The following is an 18,558-nucleotide window of genomic DNA, read 5'->3' as shown; positions in this document are numbered from 1 at the left end:
AAAGAATACAAGGAAGAGACACTATGAGCCATCATTCTTCACTATTTGACAGTTATAGTATACGCCGACAGCGCCCGCCAAAAAATAAAATCGGTACGGGAGTCAAACATGACAGTGCTATCAGCCATGTGATGGGAACGGCTACCTACGTCGATGACATGCTAAAACCGCAAAACACCCTGCATGTAGCGATTGGTAAAAGCGCCCATGCCCATGCCCGTATCTTACATATGGATTTGAGTGCAGTATGGGCGGCCGATGGGGTGGTCGATGTCATTACGTTTCAGGATTTGCCTGCTAAGACTGATATCGGGCCCGTGTTCGATGGCGATCCATTAATGGCAGATAAAGTCACCGAATACGTCGGTCAAACCTTGTTTGCGGTTGTCGCAACCAGTCATCGCGCCGCCAAAAAGGCAGTGCTGAATGCGCTGATAGAATATGAGCCTTTAGCCGCTATTTTGACTATCGATGACGCATTAGAGCAAGCGCAGTTTGTACGGCCGAGCCACTTTATGCAGCGCGGTGATACGCAAGCTGAGCTAAAATCAGCACCGACGCGTATTGCAGGGCATATTCATATGCTTGGGCAAGAGCATTTTTATCTTGAGGGGCAGGTATCTTACGTTGTGCCTTGTGACGATGGCGGTCTTGAAGTTTATACGTCGTCGCAGCATCCAAGCGAAGTGCAGCAACTGGTCGCTGAAGTAGTCGATTTACCCTTTCATGCGGTGACTACCATTGTCCGTAGAATGGGCGGCGGCTTTGGCGGTAAAGAAACGCAAGCTGCGGCGTGGGCGTGTCTGTGCGCTATCGTGGCTAAGCGCCAAAATATGCCAGTCAGTATGCGCTTAGATCGACAAGATGACATGGTGGTGACTGGTAAACGGCACGAGTTTTCCAATCGCTATGAGGTCGGCGTCAATGAAGACGGACAGATACTTGGCGTCGATATGCAGCTAGCAGGACTATGTGGCTATTCGCCTGATTTGTCCGATGCTATTGTCGATCGGGCGATGTTTCATTGTGATAATGCTTACTATTATCCGGCCGCGCAGATAGCAGGTCACCGCTGCAAGACCCATACGGTATCTAACACTGCTTATCGCGGTTTTGGTGGGCCACAAGGTTTGCTAACCGCTGAATATATGATGGATCACATTGCTTATACGTTAGGTAGAGATCCGTTGCAGGTACGTCTAGCAAACTTATATCAAAACGGTCAAAGCACCCATTACGGTCAGCCGATTGAGCATTTTGATTTGGGGACTATCATGCGGACGCTCGCACAGGATAGCGATTACGATAAGCGCCGTCAGCAAATTATCGAAGCAAATAAAAAGGCTGAAGCTGAAGGCAATGATAAACGCTGGGGTCTAGCGTTAACGCCAGTGAAATTCGGTATCTCATTTACCGTGCAAACCCTCAATCAAGCTGGCGCTTTGGTACTTATTTATACCGATGGCACGATTCAAGTCAATCATGGCGGCACCGAGATGGGTCAAGGGTTATATATTAAAATTGCCCAAATCGTTGCTAATGAATTTGATGTCGATTTAGATACGGTAAAAGCCACTGCTACTCGCACCGATAAAGTGCCAAATACCTCGCCGACGGCTGCCTCATCGGGTACGGATATGAATGGTAAAGCGGCGCAAAATGCCTGTATCACCATTAAAAATCGTTTGCTTGAGTTTGCTGCCGAGCATTTTCAAGTCAATGCCGAAGATGTCCGTTTTGAGCGCAATCACGTTTATATCGGTGCTAAAGAGGTGCTTACGTTTGCAGATTTTGTCTTGCTCGCTTATCAGCACCGTATTAGCTTGTCTTCGACTGGCCATTACAAAACGCCCAAGATATTTTACGACCGCTCAAAAGCGTGGGGGCGACCCTTCTTTTACTTTGCTTTAGGTGCAGCCTGCGCAGAAGTTGAGATTGACACTTTAACAGGAGAGTACAAAGTGCTGCGCTGCGATATCTTGCACGATGTCGGACAATCGATTAATCCTGCAGTTGATATTGGTCAGATTGAAGGAGGCTTTGTGCAAGGTATGGGCTGGCTGACCACTGAGGAGCTTATTTGGGATAAAAAAGGCAAGCTTGCTTCTAACAGCCCCGCTAATTATAAAATTCCTACCGCACATGATTTGCCTAAACAATGGCGCGTCAAACTGTTTGATCGTAAAAATGAAGAGCAGACCATTTATAATTCTAAAGCCGTTGGTGAGCCACCGTTTATGTTAGCAGCGAGCGTTTGGTGTGCGATTAATAATGCCATCGCAAGCTTGGGTGATTATAAGAAAAACCCAGAGCTAACCATGCCTGCGACGCCAGAGGCCGTACTAAAAGCCGTCATGCGTCTACAAGGTCAAGCGTGGGAAATCGCTTCTAAACCAGACACCGAAACCATTGAAAGCTTAACACCAGCTGACGATGACTGCGGCATTGATGACGATCGCGTACTGCCGCAGCAAGTAGCGCATGGTAAAGATATCGAACCGCCTACGTCTGAAGGTCAATTGTTTGATGAAGAGCCTGAGGCGATAGAAAACCCCAACGTCTCAACGGCTCGTGGACCTGCGCACAGTGAATAAGTCACTTATCACGCCAATGCCACCAACGAAATGGTATGAGGGACTGGCGCAATATCAGCAGCAGGGGGTTGCCCATGTTTTAGCGACGGTCGTTGCCGTCAATGGTTCGGCACCTCGCGAACTACAGTCTAAAATGATTGTCACGCTCGATGACTGCTGCGATACATTGGGCGGTGGGAGTTTAGAGCATGATGTAACGCTAACAGCGCGGCAACTATTAAATGGCGAGCTTGAGCCAAATAATTCGAAAGCTTCCTCTCAACCATTAAAAGCAGGCAGGTCTGCAAAAGCACAAGCGGTACGCCGTGAAGCAGTTTACAGCAAACATTATCCATTGGGCGCTAAGTTAGCACAATGCTGCGGTGGTAGCGTGACGGTGATGTTTGAATGCTTTCACTTAACACCACCGATGTCGCTATTGGTTTTTGGGGGCGGACACGTAGCTACCGCATTAATGAGCATATTGGCTGAGCTGCCTTGCCAAGTGGACTGGATAGACAGTCGTCCTGAGATGTTTGAGCGTTATCTGAGCGCTGAATCTGGCACAGTGGACGGACAGGTAAATGACCAATTACCAGCGCATATTCGTGTGCATATTGACGACGATCCGGTTGATTTTATCCGTCCATTTTTGACCAATGGCGCTCGCAGACTATCTACAAATAAAGGTACGCAATATTTTATTTTAGTCATGACTCATGATCACAGTCTTGATTTTGACTTGGTGCGCGCGGCTTTAGATTGTTTGCTAGCTACTGATTCAAAGACTGCATTAAAGGAAAGCAGTGCGCGGCCTTATGTCGGCTGTATCAGCTCGGCAACCAAAGCCAAGCGCTTTAAAGAAAAGTTGCTACAGCGCGGTTATAGCGAAAAAGTCGTTGATAAGGTAACGATGCCAATTGGCCTTGAGATTGGCGGTAAAGAACCAATGGCCGTTGCGGTATCTATCGCCAGTCAAATTTTGCAGCTGTATCATCAAGCATAAATATTATTTCTAATTAACATTTATCAGTAAAACTTTATTGCCTTTTACTCTATTTAGGTGAGACGCCTTTATGACCATACATATTTATCAAGCACGACTGCTGCATTATCTAACCGAAGACAATCTGGCTAAAAGAGAAAAAAGCACCAACAGCAGTGATACAAGCACTAACGATATACATGCCAATGATGCCACACTACCAGTGGTTGATAAAAACGTCATATTGCGCCCTGTAATCGCAGGTATTAATGTTTATCCTGAGTATATTGCCGAAGGTGCTTTGGTCGTCGATGATGTGAGCGGTCGCGTGCTAGACTATGGCAGTAAAAATGTGATTATGGCGCGATATGCTAGTAGTAGCGCACAACAGAGCAAAGCGCCCGTACAGATTCACGATTATCAAGACAAGCTAATCATGCCAGGCTTTATTGACACTCATGTGCATTATCCGCAGATAGATATGATTGCCGCCTTTGGTGAGCAATTGCTTGATTGGCTCAACAATTACACCTTTGTCACCGAAGCCAATTTTGGTGATCTAAAAGTTGCGCACGATACCTCAAAGTTCTTTTTAAACCAGCTGCTTGCCAATGGTACGACCAGCGCTTTGGTGTTTTCGACCAGTCATCCTGAGTCTGTTGAAGCGTTTTTTGAAGAAAGTACTCGCCTAAATACGCGCATGATTACCGGTAATGTACTGATGGATCAAAATGCGCCCGAGCATTTGTGTGTACCGACTGAGAAAGGTATCCGCGATTCGCAAAATATTATTGACAAATGGCACGAGCACGGGCGTCAACATGTGGCGATTACGCCAAGATTTGCCATCACATCGACGCCAAAACAGCTGCAAATGGCTGGTGAGTTATATCGCAGCTATGAGAGTGTATATCTGCAAACGCATCTGGCCGAAAACCTGGCTGAAATTGCCTTTGTACGTGAGCTTTATCCCAAACATACGGGCTATCTCGACGTTTATCATGATTTGGGGTTACTGGGAAGGCGAACTACTTTAGCTCATGGTATTTATCTTGAAGCATCAGAGTATGAGGTGCTGCGTGATACTGGGACGCAAATTGCCCATTGTCCAACGTCCAATTTATTTTTGGGTAGTGGTTTGTTTAATTTATCTAAGACTTTACGTTATACCGGCGTTAGTATCGCCACCGATGTAGGGGCAGGAACCAGTTTGTCGATGCTGACGACGTTATCGGAAGCTTATAAAGTGCAACAATTACAAAACAACCCATTATCCGCGCATCAAGGCTTGTATCAGATTACTTTGGGTAACGCGCAGTCGCTATTATTAGACGATAAAATCGGTAACTTTATGCCTGATAAAGAAGCGGATTTTGTAATAATAGACATGGGCGCGACAGAGTTACTTACGCGCCGTATGAGGCAGACAAAATCACTCGATGAGCAGTTATTTGTGCTGATGATGCTTGGCGACGATAGAGTGATTGAAGAAACAGTCATTGCTGGCATGAGCCGTTATAAAAAAGGGGTGATATAAAATAAGCTGACAAATAGCCAGCTTATTTCAAGGTAAGTTATTCTAAATAACATTCATAATTAGTGAGGGGTTCTAGCTAGGGCGTGTTCTCATTTTAAAAATGGTAATAAAAATGAGATAAATTGCAGCCAAACAAGGAAAATAGCGCCGTTAATATCGGGATATTAGCCAGCTATTTGACAAAGTTTGGCAAAATTTAGCCATTTTTAGTCTATTTAGATATACATCGATTGAATTGAGGACACGCCCTAATATATTACTCAGGATAATCTAGCCATACCCAACCATTCTCTAACCATTCGCTTAAATCATCTGGGTCAATATTTTTAACATCTTGAGTTTGTAAATGCTTACCATTGGCTAAACGCATTAGCACAGCGGCCGCTTCCGCATCCAAACCATCAAGGCGCTGACCGTTGGCATATAGCGTCACGCCATCATTGGTTTGGCTATACAGCAAACGATTGCTATAGTCGGCTTGTAGCGTTGCGCCATCTGATAGGGCCTGCATCAACTCATCAGTATCTAGCGTTTCTTCTGGCACCAGCGCATCATACTGGCGTTTACTAACAACTTCGGATACTGCTTGACGAATGATATCGTTGCCGCGCTCAGATTGGAGCATTTGTAAGAGCTGGTCTTTAATCGCCTCGATACTGCTTGCTGTTAATTCACCCGACGCTTGTAGTGTTTGTGGCAGTAGCATTGGAATAAATAAATCGCTGTCGTTGGTAGCAATATCAGCCAGACTGTCGATGATTTGCATCAAATTCGGACGACGACAACCAAAAGAGAAGGTTAGGCAATCATCTTGCGCGACGCCAAAGTGTGATAATTTCGGCGGCACATAAAGTACGTCGCCCGCTTCTAATATCTCATCAAAAATAATCTCGCCCATATCATCGAACAAGCGGATAGGCTCATCGGCGACAAACTCAGTGTTTTTATCACAAAATTTGCCAAGCTGCCAACGACGCTGACCGTAGCCTTGCGCTAAAAACACATCGTAATCATCATAATGCTTGCCGACTGAGCCGCCTTTTGGCGCATAAGACACCATGATATCGTCGCGTTGCCACTGCGGGATAAAATCAAACGCTTGCCACAACTGTCCGAGCTCAGGCGACCATTGTTCAAGGTTTTGTACCAGTACCGTCCATTGTTCAGGCAAATTGTCAAAATCGCTTTCAGTTAAGGGACTTTTTTTAAGTTGCCATTGCGCTAGGCCGTCTTGCTTAGTAGCGGCTTGGGTGAGCAGGCGTGCAGCCGCGTCTTCTTCAATAGCAAGACCAAGCATATCGTCTGGCTCAAACATGTCAATTAGCTGCGGTAAGCCTTGCTTAATAAGGAGCGGTTTTTTTTGCCAATATTCACTTAAAAATTGCTCAGGCGTGATAGAGTCGGGCAAGCAAAGAGGAATTGTGGTCATTGATAAATCCATGTCTAAAAATGGGTATAAGAGAAATAACAAGAGATGCTTTATAGGAAAGTTTTAATAGTTTATGATTATCGCCTAGCTGATAGCGAGTATTACCGTATGAATAGTTGCTGTCAGAACACCTCATCAATCGTAGGAAGTTTATGAAAAAATTACATTTTATCGTTATTATCGCCAGCGTATTTTTATTACAAGCTTGTGTGCACAAGGTTGTGACCGTGCCAGCTAAAATCGCTTATAAAACCACCAAAGGCGTGGTCAAAGGCACAGTGGCGGTCGGTAAAGCCATCATACCGGGCGACAGTGATGACGATGATAAAAAAGATAAAAAATAAAACCTTACCCATTAACTAACTGTCTTTTAAGACAAGTAATAGTAGGTAAGGTTAATGTTTTTCTTAATATAAATGAATAGGCAGTCCTACTCATTTATATCTATTTCAAAATATGTCCGCTAGCTACTTCAAGCTTGATCAGAGATTAAAGCTTAGCAATCCAGTCTTTAATCGTGCGAGCTTGCTCAGTGGCATTACCAGTATAAGTCGCAGGCGTCAGCTCACGTAGGCGCGCTTTATCGCTATCTGAAACCGCAGATAATTCATCGCTTTCTACGAAAGTCAGCATGGCCTCACGTGTCATGGCATTGCCACGGGTCAAGGCTTTAAGTTTCTCGTACGGGTTCTCAACGCGGTAGCGACGCATGACCGTTTGAATCGGCTCTGCCAACACTTCTTGCGCATTATCTAAGTCGTCATTTAAACGCTGTGCATTCAATTCAAGTTTACCAACGCCTTTTAAGCACGCATCAAAAGCAATCATACTTTGCGCTAAGCCAACACCGATATTACGCAGTACAGTCGAGTCTGATAAATCGCGCTGCATACGTGAAATCGGTAGCTTTTCGCCCAAATGTGCAAGCATCGCGTTCGCCACGCCTAAGTTACCTTCTGAGTTTTCAAAATCAATGGGGTTGACTTTATGCGGCATGGTTGAAGAGCCCACTTCACCGTCTTTTAGGCGCTGTTTAAAATAGCCTAAGCTAATATATTGCCAAATATCACGGTTAAAATCGATTAATATAGTATTAAAACGTTTGACCGCATCGAACAATTCAGCGATATAGTCATGCGGCTCGATTTGAGTGGTGTAAGGGTTAAAGGTTAGCTCTAGGTGCTGGTCAATAAACTGCTCAGCGTGTGCTTGCCAATCAACATCAGGATAGGCTGAAAAGTGCGCGTTATAGTTACCAACCGCGCCATTAATTTTGCCGAGTAGCTCAACTTGACCGATTTGTTTGATTTGGCGGGCTAAGCGATAAGCGACGTTTGCCATCTCTTTACCAAGCGTCGTTGGACTTGCAGTTTGACCGTGCGTGCGTGATAGCATTGGCTGGTCAGCATGAGTAATCGCCAAATCAACAATGCTATCGGTCACTTGCTGCATTTTTGCAACCACAATCTCGCGGCTGTCTTTTAGCATCAATGCGTATGACAAGTTGTTGATATCTTCACTGGTACAAGCGAAATGAATAAACTCCAAGCTGTCTTCTAACTGCTGATTACCACGGAATTTGTCTTTGATAAAGTATTCAACCGCTTTGACATCATGGTTGGTCGTCGCTTCGATATCTTTAATCGTTTGCGCGTCCGCTTCGCTAAAGTCGTCAACGATGCTGTTTAAAAAGGCATTGGTATCGGCATCAAACGCTGCCAACTCACCAATTGCGCTATTATCTGCCAATGACTGTAACCAGCGAATCTCGACGGTAACGCGAGCTTTAATCAGACCAAATTCAGATAGATAAGGACGCAAGCTGTCGGCTTTAGATGCGTAACGGCCATCGATTGGAGAGAGTGCGGTAAGTGGAGTCATAGTGATGCCTCAAATAGTTGTCAAAAGTAACAGGAGTAAAAGTGTTAAAAATAAGCAAAAATGAAGAAAGGTTGAAAGTTATTTAAAATCAAAACCCACAAGGCGCATCGATAGCGGCAATCACACCGCCACCAAGACACACCTCATCGATATAAAATACCGCTGATTGACCAGGCGTAACGGCTCGTTGCGGCTCATCAAATACCACACGGACTTCACTGCCATCATCATTTAGCGCGTAAACACGGCAGGCCTGATCGGGCTGACGATAGCGAGATTTTGCCATACAGCGTAAGCCTTCCGTGCTAAAAATATCGGCAGGCGGCAAGCCTTCGACCCAGTCAAGCTTATAAGCTTGCAGCTCATTACTCATTAGCATCGGATGCTCATGACCTTGACCGACGATCAAACGGTTTTTAGCCAAATCTTTTGCTAGTACAAACCAAGGCTCTTCTGGACGGTCTTTGACGCCGCCGATACCGATGCCGCCGCGCTGACCTAAAGTATAATACATCAAGCCATCATGCTGACCTATCACATGACCGTCGTCGGTGACGATATCGCCTTTTTGTGCTGGCAAGTACTGTTGTAAAAAGTCTTTAAAACGGCGCTCACCAATGAAGCAAATACCAGTAGAATCTTTCTTTTTAGCCGTCGCCAAGTCATGTTCTTCAGCGATTTGACGCACGACTGGTTTTTCAAGCTCGCCTACCGGGAACAGCGTTTTAGCGATTTTATCGCCGCCGACCGCATGTAAGAAGTAGCTTTGGTCTTTATTGTTATCCAGTCCACACAAGAGCTGGGCGACGGTTTCGCCGTTGTTATTTTTATAGTTCAGGCTGCGGCGCGTATAATGACCGGTGGCAATATAGTCAGCACCAAGGGTCAATGCATAATCTAAAAACGCTTTAAATTTGATTTCTTTATTGCATAAAATATCTGGATTTGGGGTGCGTCCAGCTTTGTACTCTGCTAAGAAATGCTCAAAAACGCGATCCCAATATTCCATTGCAAAGTTGGCGGTGTGCAGCTTGATACCGATTTTGTCACATACCGCTTGCGCATCTGCTAGGTCGTCCATCGCCGTACAGTATTCGGTGCCGTCATCTTCTTCCCAATTCTTCATAAACAGACCTTCCACTTTAAAGCCTGCTTGCTGGAGCAAAACGGCAGATACGGAAGAGTCGACGCCGCCTGACATACCAACGATGACGTGCTTACTGCTAGGATTGACAATATCGGCAAGCGTCAAAGGACGATGGATGCTAAAAGCGTCTGAAACGGGTAGACTTGAGGTGTTTGGCGTGGCTGACATAGAATTGCTCAACAATTTATACCTTATCCAAAGTGTGACATGACGCTATTCATCAATAAAACGACTAAGAGTGATAAACTTAGGCAACTGATGAAGTCATTTCGTTTTTTGGACAGGGTATTTTGGTCTGGGTATTGTGATAAAATAAGCGTCATATTATAGCAGTTAATCGTAAGCGGTGGCGAGCTATGCACGCTCATGTTGGCTAAAAGCGCTTTAGAAATTTAGATAGCGGTTCTAAATTATTTTAATCACTCTTCATTCACTTAGTAATTCACTTGGAATAATAATGATAAAAATTGGTCAAGGTATCGATGTCCATGCGTTTCATAATACGGGCGAGCAGCAGCAATATGTGATATTAGCAGGCGTGCCGATAGAGCATACCCATAGTTTGCTGGCGCATTCTGATGGCGATGTGGTGCTCCATGCGCTTGCTGACGCGCTGCTTGGTGCATTGGCACTTGGGGATATTGGGCAACATTTCCCAGATACCGATGCCGCGCACGCTGGTTTGGATTCGCGCGTACTACTCCGTTATGTGTATGGTAAAGTCCAAGCTGCCGGTTATACTTTAGGGAATGCTGATATTACTGTGATGTGTGAGCGCCCAAAATTGGCACCCTATAATTTGGCAATGCGCGAAAATATCGCCAGTGACTTGCAAACAGCTGTGAGTAATGTCAGCATTAAAGCCACAACGACTGAAAAACTGGGCTTTACTGGTCGCCAAGAGGGTATTATGGCCAATGCCGTGGTATTATTGGTACCAAATATGATGATGTCTGACGACAATATGGCTAGCAATACTATTTCTGATGTTAACGTTTCAGATGTTAATATGCCTGATGTTTAATCCCTAATGGCTTAGTAGTCAGTGATGAGGGTTGCAATAAACGGCAATCGCCCCATGTAGCAGCCACAGGCCAAATTTAGCGTGACATATCTCTTTTTGATAATAGTTTTAATAAATAGGAGCTTTTATGAGTGAGCAAACCCCAAATACTGCTGCAAACGATGTTGAACAGCTGATTCGTGATCAAATCAAAGACAATAAAGTCATCCTTTATATGAAAGGCACGCCGCAGTTTCCACAGTGTGGTTTTTCTGCTAAGTCGATTGAGGTTTTGACCCAAATTGGCCGTCCGTTTGCCTATGTTAATATTCTAGAAAACCCAGAAATTCGTGCTACGTTACCGAAGATTGCTAATTGGCCAACGTTCCCGCAATTATGGATTGACGGTGAATTGATGGGTGGTTCAGACATCATTTTACAGATGTACCAATCAGGCGAGCTAAAACCTTTGGTTGAAGCCAATAGTCCTGCTGCTTAATGATTAAGCGTTTTTATTGGGCAGTTAATAAGCCTCAATAAATCATTTAGAAATTGCAGCAAAGTAAACCTGAATAGCCATTCTACTTTATGAAGAAAGGCTATTCGGGTTTTTTATTGTCTATGCAATTTATTGTTTTTATCGCTTTTAGCCCCATATAGTGTCCAAGATAAATATATTTTGCCTAAAAGCGAGAGTTATATGAGTAATCACTTAGCAAACACGGAATTGCCAAACACAGAATTAACGGAGCAGCAGGAGGCGGCTGAACAAGCGGCTATCGAAAAACGCCGCGAGTATCTAAAAAACGAATCAACCCGTTTAATCGATATGGCGGGCAGTGAGCCAAATTCTGCCCTTAAATGTATCCATCAGCTTAGCGTAGCAGGCGGCGCAACCGAAGCGACTTATATTGCCATTGAGCAGCGTATCGTCGCGGATCAAGATGCAGCTGGTGCTTATCATTTGGCATTATTGGCACAAAACACCCCTGATTTACCCATCGATGCGCGGCAACTTATTGAGATGGTTGTGCTAAAGGGTGATAACGCTCAGCGTTTGGCTTTGCTAAAAAACTTGCCATTGCCGCCTGTTGAGATGATTAAAGAGCAAATCTTGGCGACCAATGACGGCGACGCTATTGGGCAGATGAATGCCTATTTGCAGATTAACCCAGAAGCTTACGGCAGCCACCATATGCTGGCCAGTGGGCAGGCTGACCGCATTGTACCACTCAGTCCTGGTAAATAAATCCATTCGAGGTTTATCAAGCTTTTATTGATGCACCTTTATGATTAATGGCAATAGCAGTTAATTTAAATAGTTTTTCGTATAACGTTTTTTAAACGGTAAAAAATTGTTATAATTACCGGCTATTTTACCTATCTTTAATGGCTCATCTGAGTCGTTATCTCTTTTTTAAATTCGACTGACGCTTATTGACCAGCAGCCATGCTATGCAGCGATAGCCTCTGGCTCACGGTTGCGTCGAGAGTCAAGTGAGGCATACATGCAATACCCAAAAAATTACGACGTGATAGTGATCGGCGGCGGTCATGCTGGCACAGAAGCAGCTTTGGCGGCCGCACGTATGGGTGCGCAAACGTTACTCTTGACGCATAATATCGAGACGCTAGGGCAGATGAGCTGTAACCCTGCGATTGGTGGTATTGGTAAATCGCATTTGGTACGTGAGATTGATGCGCTTGGCGGCGCGATGGCATTAGCGACGGACAAATCTGGCATCCAGTTTCGAGTGCTTAATAGTCGTAAAGGTGCTGCCGTGCGTGCCACGCGTGCGCAAGCGGATCGCATCCTTTATAAAGCCGCTATTCGTCATACGCTTGAGAACCAGCCAAACCTTGATATATTCCAACAAGCAGCTGATGATATCTTAGTCGAAAATGGTCGCGCGACCGCTGTTGTGACGGCAACGGGTATTATTTTTAACACCCAAACTGTGGTGCTGACTTCAGGAACGTTTTTAGGCGGTGTCATTCATATCGGTTTGGAGAATTCAAAAGGCGGACGCGCAGGCGATCAGCCTTCTATCAAGCTTGCTGACCGTTTACGCGAATTGAAATTACCCGTTGGTCGCTTAAAGACCGGGACGCCAGCACGTATTGATGCACGTAGCGTTGACTTTAGTGTCATGATGGTACAGCCAGGCGATACACCGCTGCCGGTGATGAGCTATATGGGCGATGTGTCCATGCATCCTGAACAGGTCAATTGCTATATCACCCATACCAATGCGCGCACCCATGACATTATCCGTGAAAACCTAGACCGCTCACCGATGTTCTCAGGCAAAATCGAAGGCGTAGGGCCACGTTATTGTCCGTCTATTGAAGATAAGATTCACCGTTTTGCCGATAAAGACAGTCATCAAATCTTTATTGAGCCAGAAGGTTTGACCACGCATGAGCTATATCCAAATGGTATCTCAACCAGCTTGCCGTTTGATGTGCAATTAGACTTTATCCATAGTATGAAAGGTCTTGAGAACGCACACATCACCCGTCCCGGTTATGCGATTGAGTATGATTATTTTGATCCGCAGAACCTAAAACCAACGCTTGAGACCAAATCAATCGATCGTTTGTACTTTGCTGGTCAAATCAATGGTACGACCGGTTACGAAGAAGCGGGCGTACAAGGTTTATTAGCCGGCACCAATGCGGCATTGGTCACCTGTGAAAACAGTGAGTTTGACGTTTGGACGCCGCGCCGCGATGAAGCATATCTTGGCGTACTGGTCGATGACTTGATTACGCATGGTACCACTGAGCCATATCGTATGTTTACCAGCCGCGCCGAATATCGTTTGCTACTGCGTGAAGACAATGCTGATCAGCGTTTGACTGAGACTGGTCGCAAGCTTGGTTTGGTAGATGATGTGCGCTGGCAAGCTTATCAAGAAAAAATGGAAGCCATTGCTACCGAAACCTCGCGCCTTAAAGACATCTGGGCAACCCCTGCTAATGCTTTAGGTCAGCAAGTCACGGCGCAGACAGGCGAGGTGCTGTCTAAAGAATCGACTGCGTATGATTTATTAAAACGTCCGCAAATACATTTTACTGATATCGCTGCTATCACCGGCTCAGAGGTTGATAGCCAAGTCGGTGAGCAGATTGAGATTTCTGTTAAATACGCCGGCTACATTGACCGTCAGCAAGAAGATATCGATCAGATGAAGCGTTTGGAAAATACTGCCTTGCCAATGGATTTTGACTATAGTGTGGTATCAGGATTGTCCAATGAGATTGTGCAAAAGCTGGCGCAAATTCGTCCTGCCACGCTTGCTCAAGCGGGACGTATCAGCGGGGTCACGCCTGCTGCCATTCAGCTATTGGCGATGACCGTCAAGAAGCAGAAAAAAGCCCAAGCGGCGTTAAACTCGTAATAATGGTTTAGCAAATCTTGAAGCTTTAACCTATGATTATAAAAGAAGCCCGTAATGACAAAGCGTTATGGGCTTTTTTATGGCAAATACCTTAACAATTTCAAAACAGTTTGCCGATGTAAAACTTGATAATTTAAGACGTGCTGGTTTAAAAAATAGAAAGCTTTAAAAATAATTAAAAGTGAATAACAAGGAGAAAATCTATGCCTTACGATAAATTGTCTGAATTACCCGATTCGGTAAAAGATGATCTGCCAAAGCATGCGCAAGAAATCTTTTTGGCCGCATTCAATAGCGCCAGTAAACAATATGACGATGAATCACGCTGGTTTGCTACCGCATGGGCCGCTGTCGAAAACAGTTATGAGAAAAACTCGGACGGCAAGTGGGTGAAAAAGTCTGATTAGGGCGTGTTTTCATTTTAAAATTTTAACCATTTTTAGCCCATTTAGATATACATCGATTGAATTGAGAACACGCCCTCGTATTCAAATCAGCAATAGCGGCGTTATATACACTATAATAAAATAGCTTTCCGTTATCCAAGCTAACCCATTTTAAAATACCTACTCACCATTGCTGTTTATTTAACAATATAGCTTTGGATATATTCATAACCTGAGCTTATTTATGACCGCTGCTATTATTTTTGCCATTACCATCGTATTGCCCAACCTTGTTTTGATGGGGTTGGGTTTTTTTATGCAAAGGCGCGGCGAGGCAAGCCAAGCTTTTATCGATCAAGCATCCAGCTTTGTCTTTAATTACTGTTTGCCGTGCTTACTGTTTTTTAGCGTGGTTGATAGTGAGGTCGATTATGCCAAACAAATGACTTTAATCATTGCTGGTATTGTCGTGACCTTTATTTTGTTTATAGGCGCAGAAATTTATGCCAAGGCTTTTGTCGATAAGCCTGCCGACCAAGGGGTGTTTGTACAAGGTATCTTTCGCAGTAATATGGCGATTATCGGTCTGGCAACCGTCGCTAATGCCTACGGCGAGCAGGGTTTAAGTATTGGTGCCGTCTATATGGGGGTGGTGACGATATTATTTAATATCTTAGCGGTCATTACCTTAAGCCGGGTGTCTAAAAGCGCGGACGATACGTGGATCAGTCGCAGCATAATGATTGTCAAAAAGCTGTTTACCAATCCGCTAATTATCGCCTTGGTCGCAGCTTTTGCTTATAAAGCCCTGCCGTTACCGCCTATTAGCGGAGTTATTCATACGACTGGCGACTTATTGGCAGCGGTGGCATTGCCGTTGGCACTGATTTGCGCGGGTGCAAGTATCGATTTAAAGTCGATGTTGCATCCATCTGGCCTGTCTATGCAAGCTAGTATTGGACGTATTGTGATTGCGCCTATAATCGCTATTGCAGTCGGATTGGGTTTTGGCTTATCAGGCGTGCATATGGGCGTGCTGTTTTTGATGGTGGCGTCACCGACGGCGGCGGCCAGTTATGTGATGGCGAAAGCCATGGGCGGTAATGATATATTGGCGGCCAATATTTTAGCATTTACCACCGTGGTGGCAATGTTTGGTATGGCGATTGGCGCGGCGATATTACGCGGATTAGGGTGGATATAGCATCGATAATAATGTTAGGTATATGAGAAATGCTTTCGCTTTTAATAAAAATAAAAACAGTCGTTATAAAAAAGTCCCCTTTTCCAATTGGAAAAGGGGACTTTTAACATTTATTGTCGTTATCTCATATTGTCTTTATCATGCTTATTCACGCGGCGATGTTTGCGTTTAGGGCTAACACGATACGTCAAATAACCGCCAATAATCAAGACCACAATAAAAGCGACGATGTATAAAAATATTGATGAGCCGATAAAGGCAGAAGGTTCCATGACCATAATCTCCTTAAGGTTTATCAATAATTATGCAAGCGGCGCAGGTTATTGTAAAGTAAACAAGTTTAACTCAGATGTAAGTTCAAGTGAACGCAGACGCGCTGCTTGATCGTAAACGTTGGCAGTGACAATCAGCTCATCTGGTTGATACTTTGCGATAAATTCTGCCAGTTTTGGTTTGACCGTTTCGACAGAACCAACAAATGACACCGATAAAGCGTTGTCTACCATCATTTTTTCCGCCGGGCTCCAGATGTTATCCATATCATGAGTTGGCATTGGCATTTGTCCACGCTCACCGCGGCGCAAGCGGACAAAGCTTTGCTGTGCTGAAGTAAAGTGATAATGAGCAGTTGCGTCGTCGTCAGCCAGTAGCAGGTTAGCCGCCAGCATCACATAAGGCTTATCTAGATGCGCCGATGGTTTAAACTGTTCGCGATAGGCATTAATCGCTTGTGTCATCATCTGCGGCGCAAAATGCGAGGCAAAAACGTATGGTAGGCCCAAATGCGCCGCTAGAGTGGCACCAAACAGTGACGAGCCCAATATCCAAATAGGAATGTTTGATTTCGCCCCTGGGAATGACTGCACAGGACTGTCATCGGTGCCATCACCTAAGAAATACATGAGCTCTTGGACGTCTTGCGGGAAACGATCAGCATCTTGCATTTGACGGCGCAGCGCCTGAAATGTTGCACCATCGGTACCTGGCGCGCGGCCTAGACCTAAATCGACACGATCACCGTATAACGCTTGTAAAGTGCCAAACTGCTCAGCGATGATAAGCGGTGCATGATTGGGCAGCATGACGCCACCAGCCCCGATACGTATGCGCTTGGTTTGGCTACCGATGTGCGATAATAGCACCGATGTCGCTGCACTAGCGATACCCGGCATATTGTGATGCTCGGCCATCCAATAGCGGTTGAAACCAGATTTTTCTGCTTGCTGCGCGATAGCAACGGTTTGGGCAATGCCTTCAGCGATGGTTTTGCCTTCGGGTACGGGTGCTAAATCTAAAAATGATAATGGAATTGTGTTGCTCATGATTCACCTATTTTTAAGTTGTCGCCTTGTAACGACGTTTTTATAGTTAGTTTTTAAATATCAGGAATGAAAAGCAGGCTGATGATTCAATAGCTCATATGATGGGGCAGTTATAGAGAATATAAAGGTCAGCACTTAAGATAGTAACAAATCATAATAATTTGCGGCGTATATAAGAGCAAAAAAGCACCGCTATCTATTGAGAACGGTGCCGTTTGTATTTATGAGAAAAACGATGATTAAGCTAAGTGCTTGAAGTTATTACGAATTGCTTAAGCGCTGAGTTTTAAAAAGCTACTCCTTAAAAAGCTACTGGCTCAGTTAATAACTACTGACTAAATTGCTTTTGGCATAGCTCCATAAAGGCGCGTCCGTATTGACGGATTTCTGCATCATCACGTACCGCCATCCAACTGGTAAAACGCCCAAAATGATTGACAGGAATGGCGGTTAAATTATGATAATGGCTTGGCTCAAATGCCATTTCAGCGATAATACCAATACCCAATCCTAATCCAACATAAGTGCTAATCACATCGGCATCAAGGGCGGCGAGTACGATATCAGGCTCAAGGCCTGCATCGCTAAAGGTTTTATCAATCGCGCCGCGTCCCGTAAAGCCGCCGTGATAAGTCACAATCGGGTAGCTAGCAAGGGTTGGTAAATCAATCGATTCTAAACCCGCCAGCTCATGGTCGCTCGGTACAATAACCCGATGCGTCCAGTCGTAATAACGGTAGCAGCGTAGATAATCATTGTGCAACAAAGATTCGGTCGCAATGCCAATATCCGCCTGCCCACGAATAACCATCTGGGCGATGGTCTCGGGATCTGCTTGTTGCAGAATTAAATTAACTTTAGGGAAACGATCTTTAAATTCTTTGACCACTTTTGGCAATACATAACGCGCTTGCGTGTGCGTGGTCGCAATGGTCAGTGTGCCAATATTGGGATTATTAAAATCCAAACTGAGGTTTTCGATGGTCCGGATTTCAGCAAAGATAGATTCGATATGCGGCATGAGTGCCGTGCCCATGGTCGTCAGCCCTGTCAGGCGTTTGCCTTGGCGCACGAACACTTCGGTTTTAAGCTGGTTCTCAAGTGCCGCGATATGCTTTGATAGACTCGATTGGCTGGTATGCAGCACGGTAGCTGCTTGACTCAAATTATAGCCATTGATTACCGTATGCCACACTGTTTCCAACTGTTTGAGCTGGATTTGTAGATGCCGCTGATTGACCACTACGTCGATTGCCATCATTTAACCCTATATATAAATATACAAACCTCGTCTGTATATAAAAGTAAAAAACTACAAGTATTCAATAAGTCGCTAGTGTAAATCAAAGTTATTATTCTCGTATATAATAAATGGCTATGAATTTATACTAATTTGGAATATAGAGTAATTTATTTTTCTTAAATTGACAATAGATGTTTAAAGCAATAAACAACGAGAGAAAGATTGTTTTAATGTTTAGGTGAGCTACTGATACACGACGTTACCGTATTGAAATAAATGGTGTTGCCAAATGCTATGGTTATTAAGTTAATGCAAAAACATCTAGTCAAGGTTAGCGTTCTCAAGTACCATAATTCAATTTTGTGCTAACGATGGTTTTTGTGCAACGCTGAGCAATTTTTATCGATCCTTTTTATCCGTATTACTGAGAAATGATTGATAAAA

Annotated in this window: 15 protein-coding genes and 1 pseudogene; 10 read left to right on the top strand and 6 right to left on the bottom strand. The window is 44.5% G+C overall.

Translation table 11 applies throughout. From position 1 onward, the window contains the following. The first annotated feature begins 23 nt into the window (after positions 1 to 23). From xdhB to guaD, 3 genes are all read left to right on the top strand, one after another. Positions 24 to 2,594: a xanthine dehydrogenase molybdopterin binding subunit gene (xdhB, locus tag RAH45_RS07820; protein ID WP_198328852.1), complete on the top strand. Its 2,571-nt coding sequence runs from the start codon at positions 24 to 26 to the stop codon at positions 2,592 to 2,594. Next, on the top strand, positions 2,587 to 3,579 hold the full coding sequence (locus RAH45_RS07815) for an XdhC family protein (RefSeq protein WP_286797744.1): 993 nt from the start codon (positions 2,587 to 2,589) through the stop codon (positions 3,577 to 3,579). Before xdhB ends, RAH45_RS07815 begins: the two co-directional genes overlap by 8 nt. Positions 3,580 to 3,649: 70 nt before the next feature. Further along, on the top strand, positions 3,650 to 5,095 hold the full coding sequence (gene guaD, locus RAH45_RS07810) for a guanine deaminase (protein ID WP_198328853.1): 1,446 nt from the start codon (positions 3,650 to 3,652) through the stop codon (positions 5,093 to 5,095). Positions 5,096 to 5,351: 256 nt separating this feature from the next. Here guaD and RAH45_RS07805 read toward each other — a convergent pair whose 3' ends face one another. Next, a complete protein-coding gene (locus RAH45_RS07805) occupies positions 5,352 to 6,524 on the bottom strand; it encodes a cupin domain-containing protein (RefSeq protein ID WP_198328854.1) in 1,173 nt (390 codons plus the stop codon). A 152-nt stretch (positions 6,525 to 6,676) separates the two neighbouring features. On the opposite strand from RAH45_RS07805, the gene RAH45_RS07800 reads away from it, so the two are divergent. Continuing rightward, positions 6,677 to 6,868 carry an NF038104 family lipoprotein gene (locus RAH45_RS07800; protein ID WP_068408670.1) on the top strand — a complete coding sequence of 64 codons (192 nt, stop codon included), beginning with the start codon at positions 6,677 to 6,679 and terminating at the stop codon, positions 6,866 to 6,868. Positions 6,869 to 7,013: 145 nt separating this feature from the next. On the opposite strand, the gene purB is transcribed toward RAH45_RS07800, so the two are convergent. Next, positions 7,014 to 8,405 (bottom strand): adenylosuccinate lyase, encoded by a 1,392-nt coding sequence (purB, locus tag RAH45_RS07795; RefSeq protein WP_198328855.1) that lies wholly within the window; start codon positions 8,403 to 8,405, stop codon positions 7,014 to 7,016. Between the two features lie 88 nt (positions 8,406 to 8,493). Continuing rightward, a complete protein-coding gene (mnmA, locus tag RAH45_RS07790) occupies positions 8,494 to 9,606 on the bottom strand; it encodes a tRNA 2-thiouridine(34) synthase MnmA (protein ID WP_306495930.1) in 1,113 nt (370 codons plus the stop codon). 403 nt (positions 9,607 to 10,009) lie between these two features. On the opposite strand from mnmA, the pseudogene ispF reads away from it, so the two are divergent. From ispF to RAH45_RS07760, 6 genes and pseudogenes are all read left to right on the top strand, one after another. Further along, positions 10,010 to 10,486: pseudogene (gene ispF / locus RAH45_RS07785) on the top strand (2-C-methyl-D-erythritol 2,4-cyclodiphosphate synthase); the annotation flags it as partial. A gap of 217 nt (positions 10,487 to 10,703) precedes the next feature. Continuing rightward, positions 10,704 to 11,054 (top strand): Grx4 family monothiol glutaredoxin, encoded by a 351-nt coding sequence (gene grxD, locus RAH45_RS07780; RefSeq protein ID WP_068408679.1) that lies wholly within the window; start codon positions 10,704 to 10,706, stop codon positions 11,052 to 11,054. 201 nt (positions 11,055 to 11,255) lie between these two features. Further along, positions 11,256 to 11,804: a hypothetical protein gene (locus RAH45_RS07775; RefSeq protein WP_102077193.1), complete on the top strand. Its 549-nt coding sequence runs from the start codon at positions 11,256 to 11,258 to the stop codon at positions 11,802 to 11,804. Between the two features lie 259 nt (positions 11,805 to 12,063). Beyond that, a complete protein-coding gene (gene mnmG, locus RAH45_RS07770; protein WP_193029967.1) occupies positions 12,064 to 13,959 on the top strand; it encodes a tRNA uridine-5-carboxymethylaminomethyl(34) synthesis enzyme MnmG in 1,896 nt (631 codons plus the stop codon). 203 nt (positions 13,960 to 14,162) lie between these two features. Then, positions 14,163 to 14,366, top strand: a complete 204-nt coding sequence (locus tag RAH45_RS07765) for a ChaB family protein (protein WP_193029968.1) — start codon at positions 14,163 to 14,165, stop codon at positions 14,364 to 14,366. A 223-nt stretch (positions 14,367 to 14,589) separates the two neighbouring features. Beyond that, a complete protein-coding gene (locus RAH45_RS07760) occupies positions 14,590 to 15,549 on the top strand; it encodes an AEC family transporter (protein ID WP_068408685.1) in 960 nt (319 codons plus the stop codon). A gap of 119 nt (positions 15,550 to 15,668) precedes the next feature. Here the strand turns inward: RAH45_RS07760 and RAH45_RS07755 are convergent, their stop codons facing one another. The 3 genes from RAH45_RS07755 to RAH45_RS07745 all read right to left on the bottom strand — a co-directional run bounded on the left by RAH45_RS07755 (position 15,669) and on the right by RAH45_RS07745 (position 18,129). Continuing rightward, positions 15,669 to 15,821, bottom strand: a complete 153-nt coding sequence (locus RAH45_RS07755; protein WP_156508559.1) for a hypothetical protein — start codon at positions 15,819 to 15,821, stop codon at positions 15,669 to 15,671. A gap of 48 nt (positions 15,822 to 15,869) precedes the next feature. Beyond that, complete coding sequence (locus RAH45_RS07750; RefSeq protein ID WP_068408687.1) at positions 15,870 to 16,871, bottom strand: LLM class flavin-dependent oxidoreductase; 1,002 nt, start codon at positions 16,869 to 16,871, stop codon at positions 15,870 to 15,872. A gap of 328 nt (positions 16,872 to 17,199) precedes the next feature. After that, positions 17,200 to 18,129, bottom strand: a complete 930-nt coding sequence (locus RAH45_RS07745; protein WP_198328858.1) for a LysR substrate-binding domain-containing protein — start codon at positions 18,127 to 18,129, stop codon at positions 17,200 to 17,202. Positions 18,130 to 18,558: the final 429 nt, after the last annotated feature.

This window comes from Psychrobacter sp. van23A, from assembly GCF_030845275.1.
Taxonomy (GTDB): domain Bacteria; phylum Pseudomonadota; class Gammaproteobacteria; order Pseudomonadales; family Moraxellaceae; genus Psychrobacter; species Psychrobacter faecalis.
Note: the sequence above shows the minus strand (reverse complement) of the source record. Positions and strands in the feature narration are given on the sequence as shown.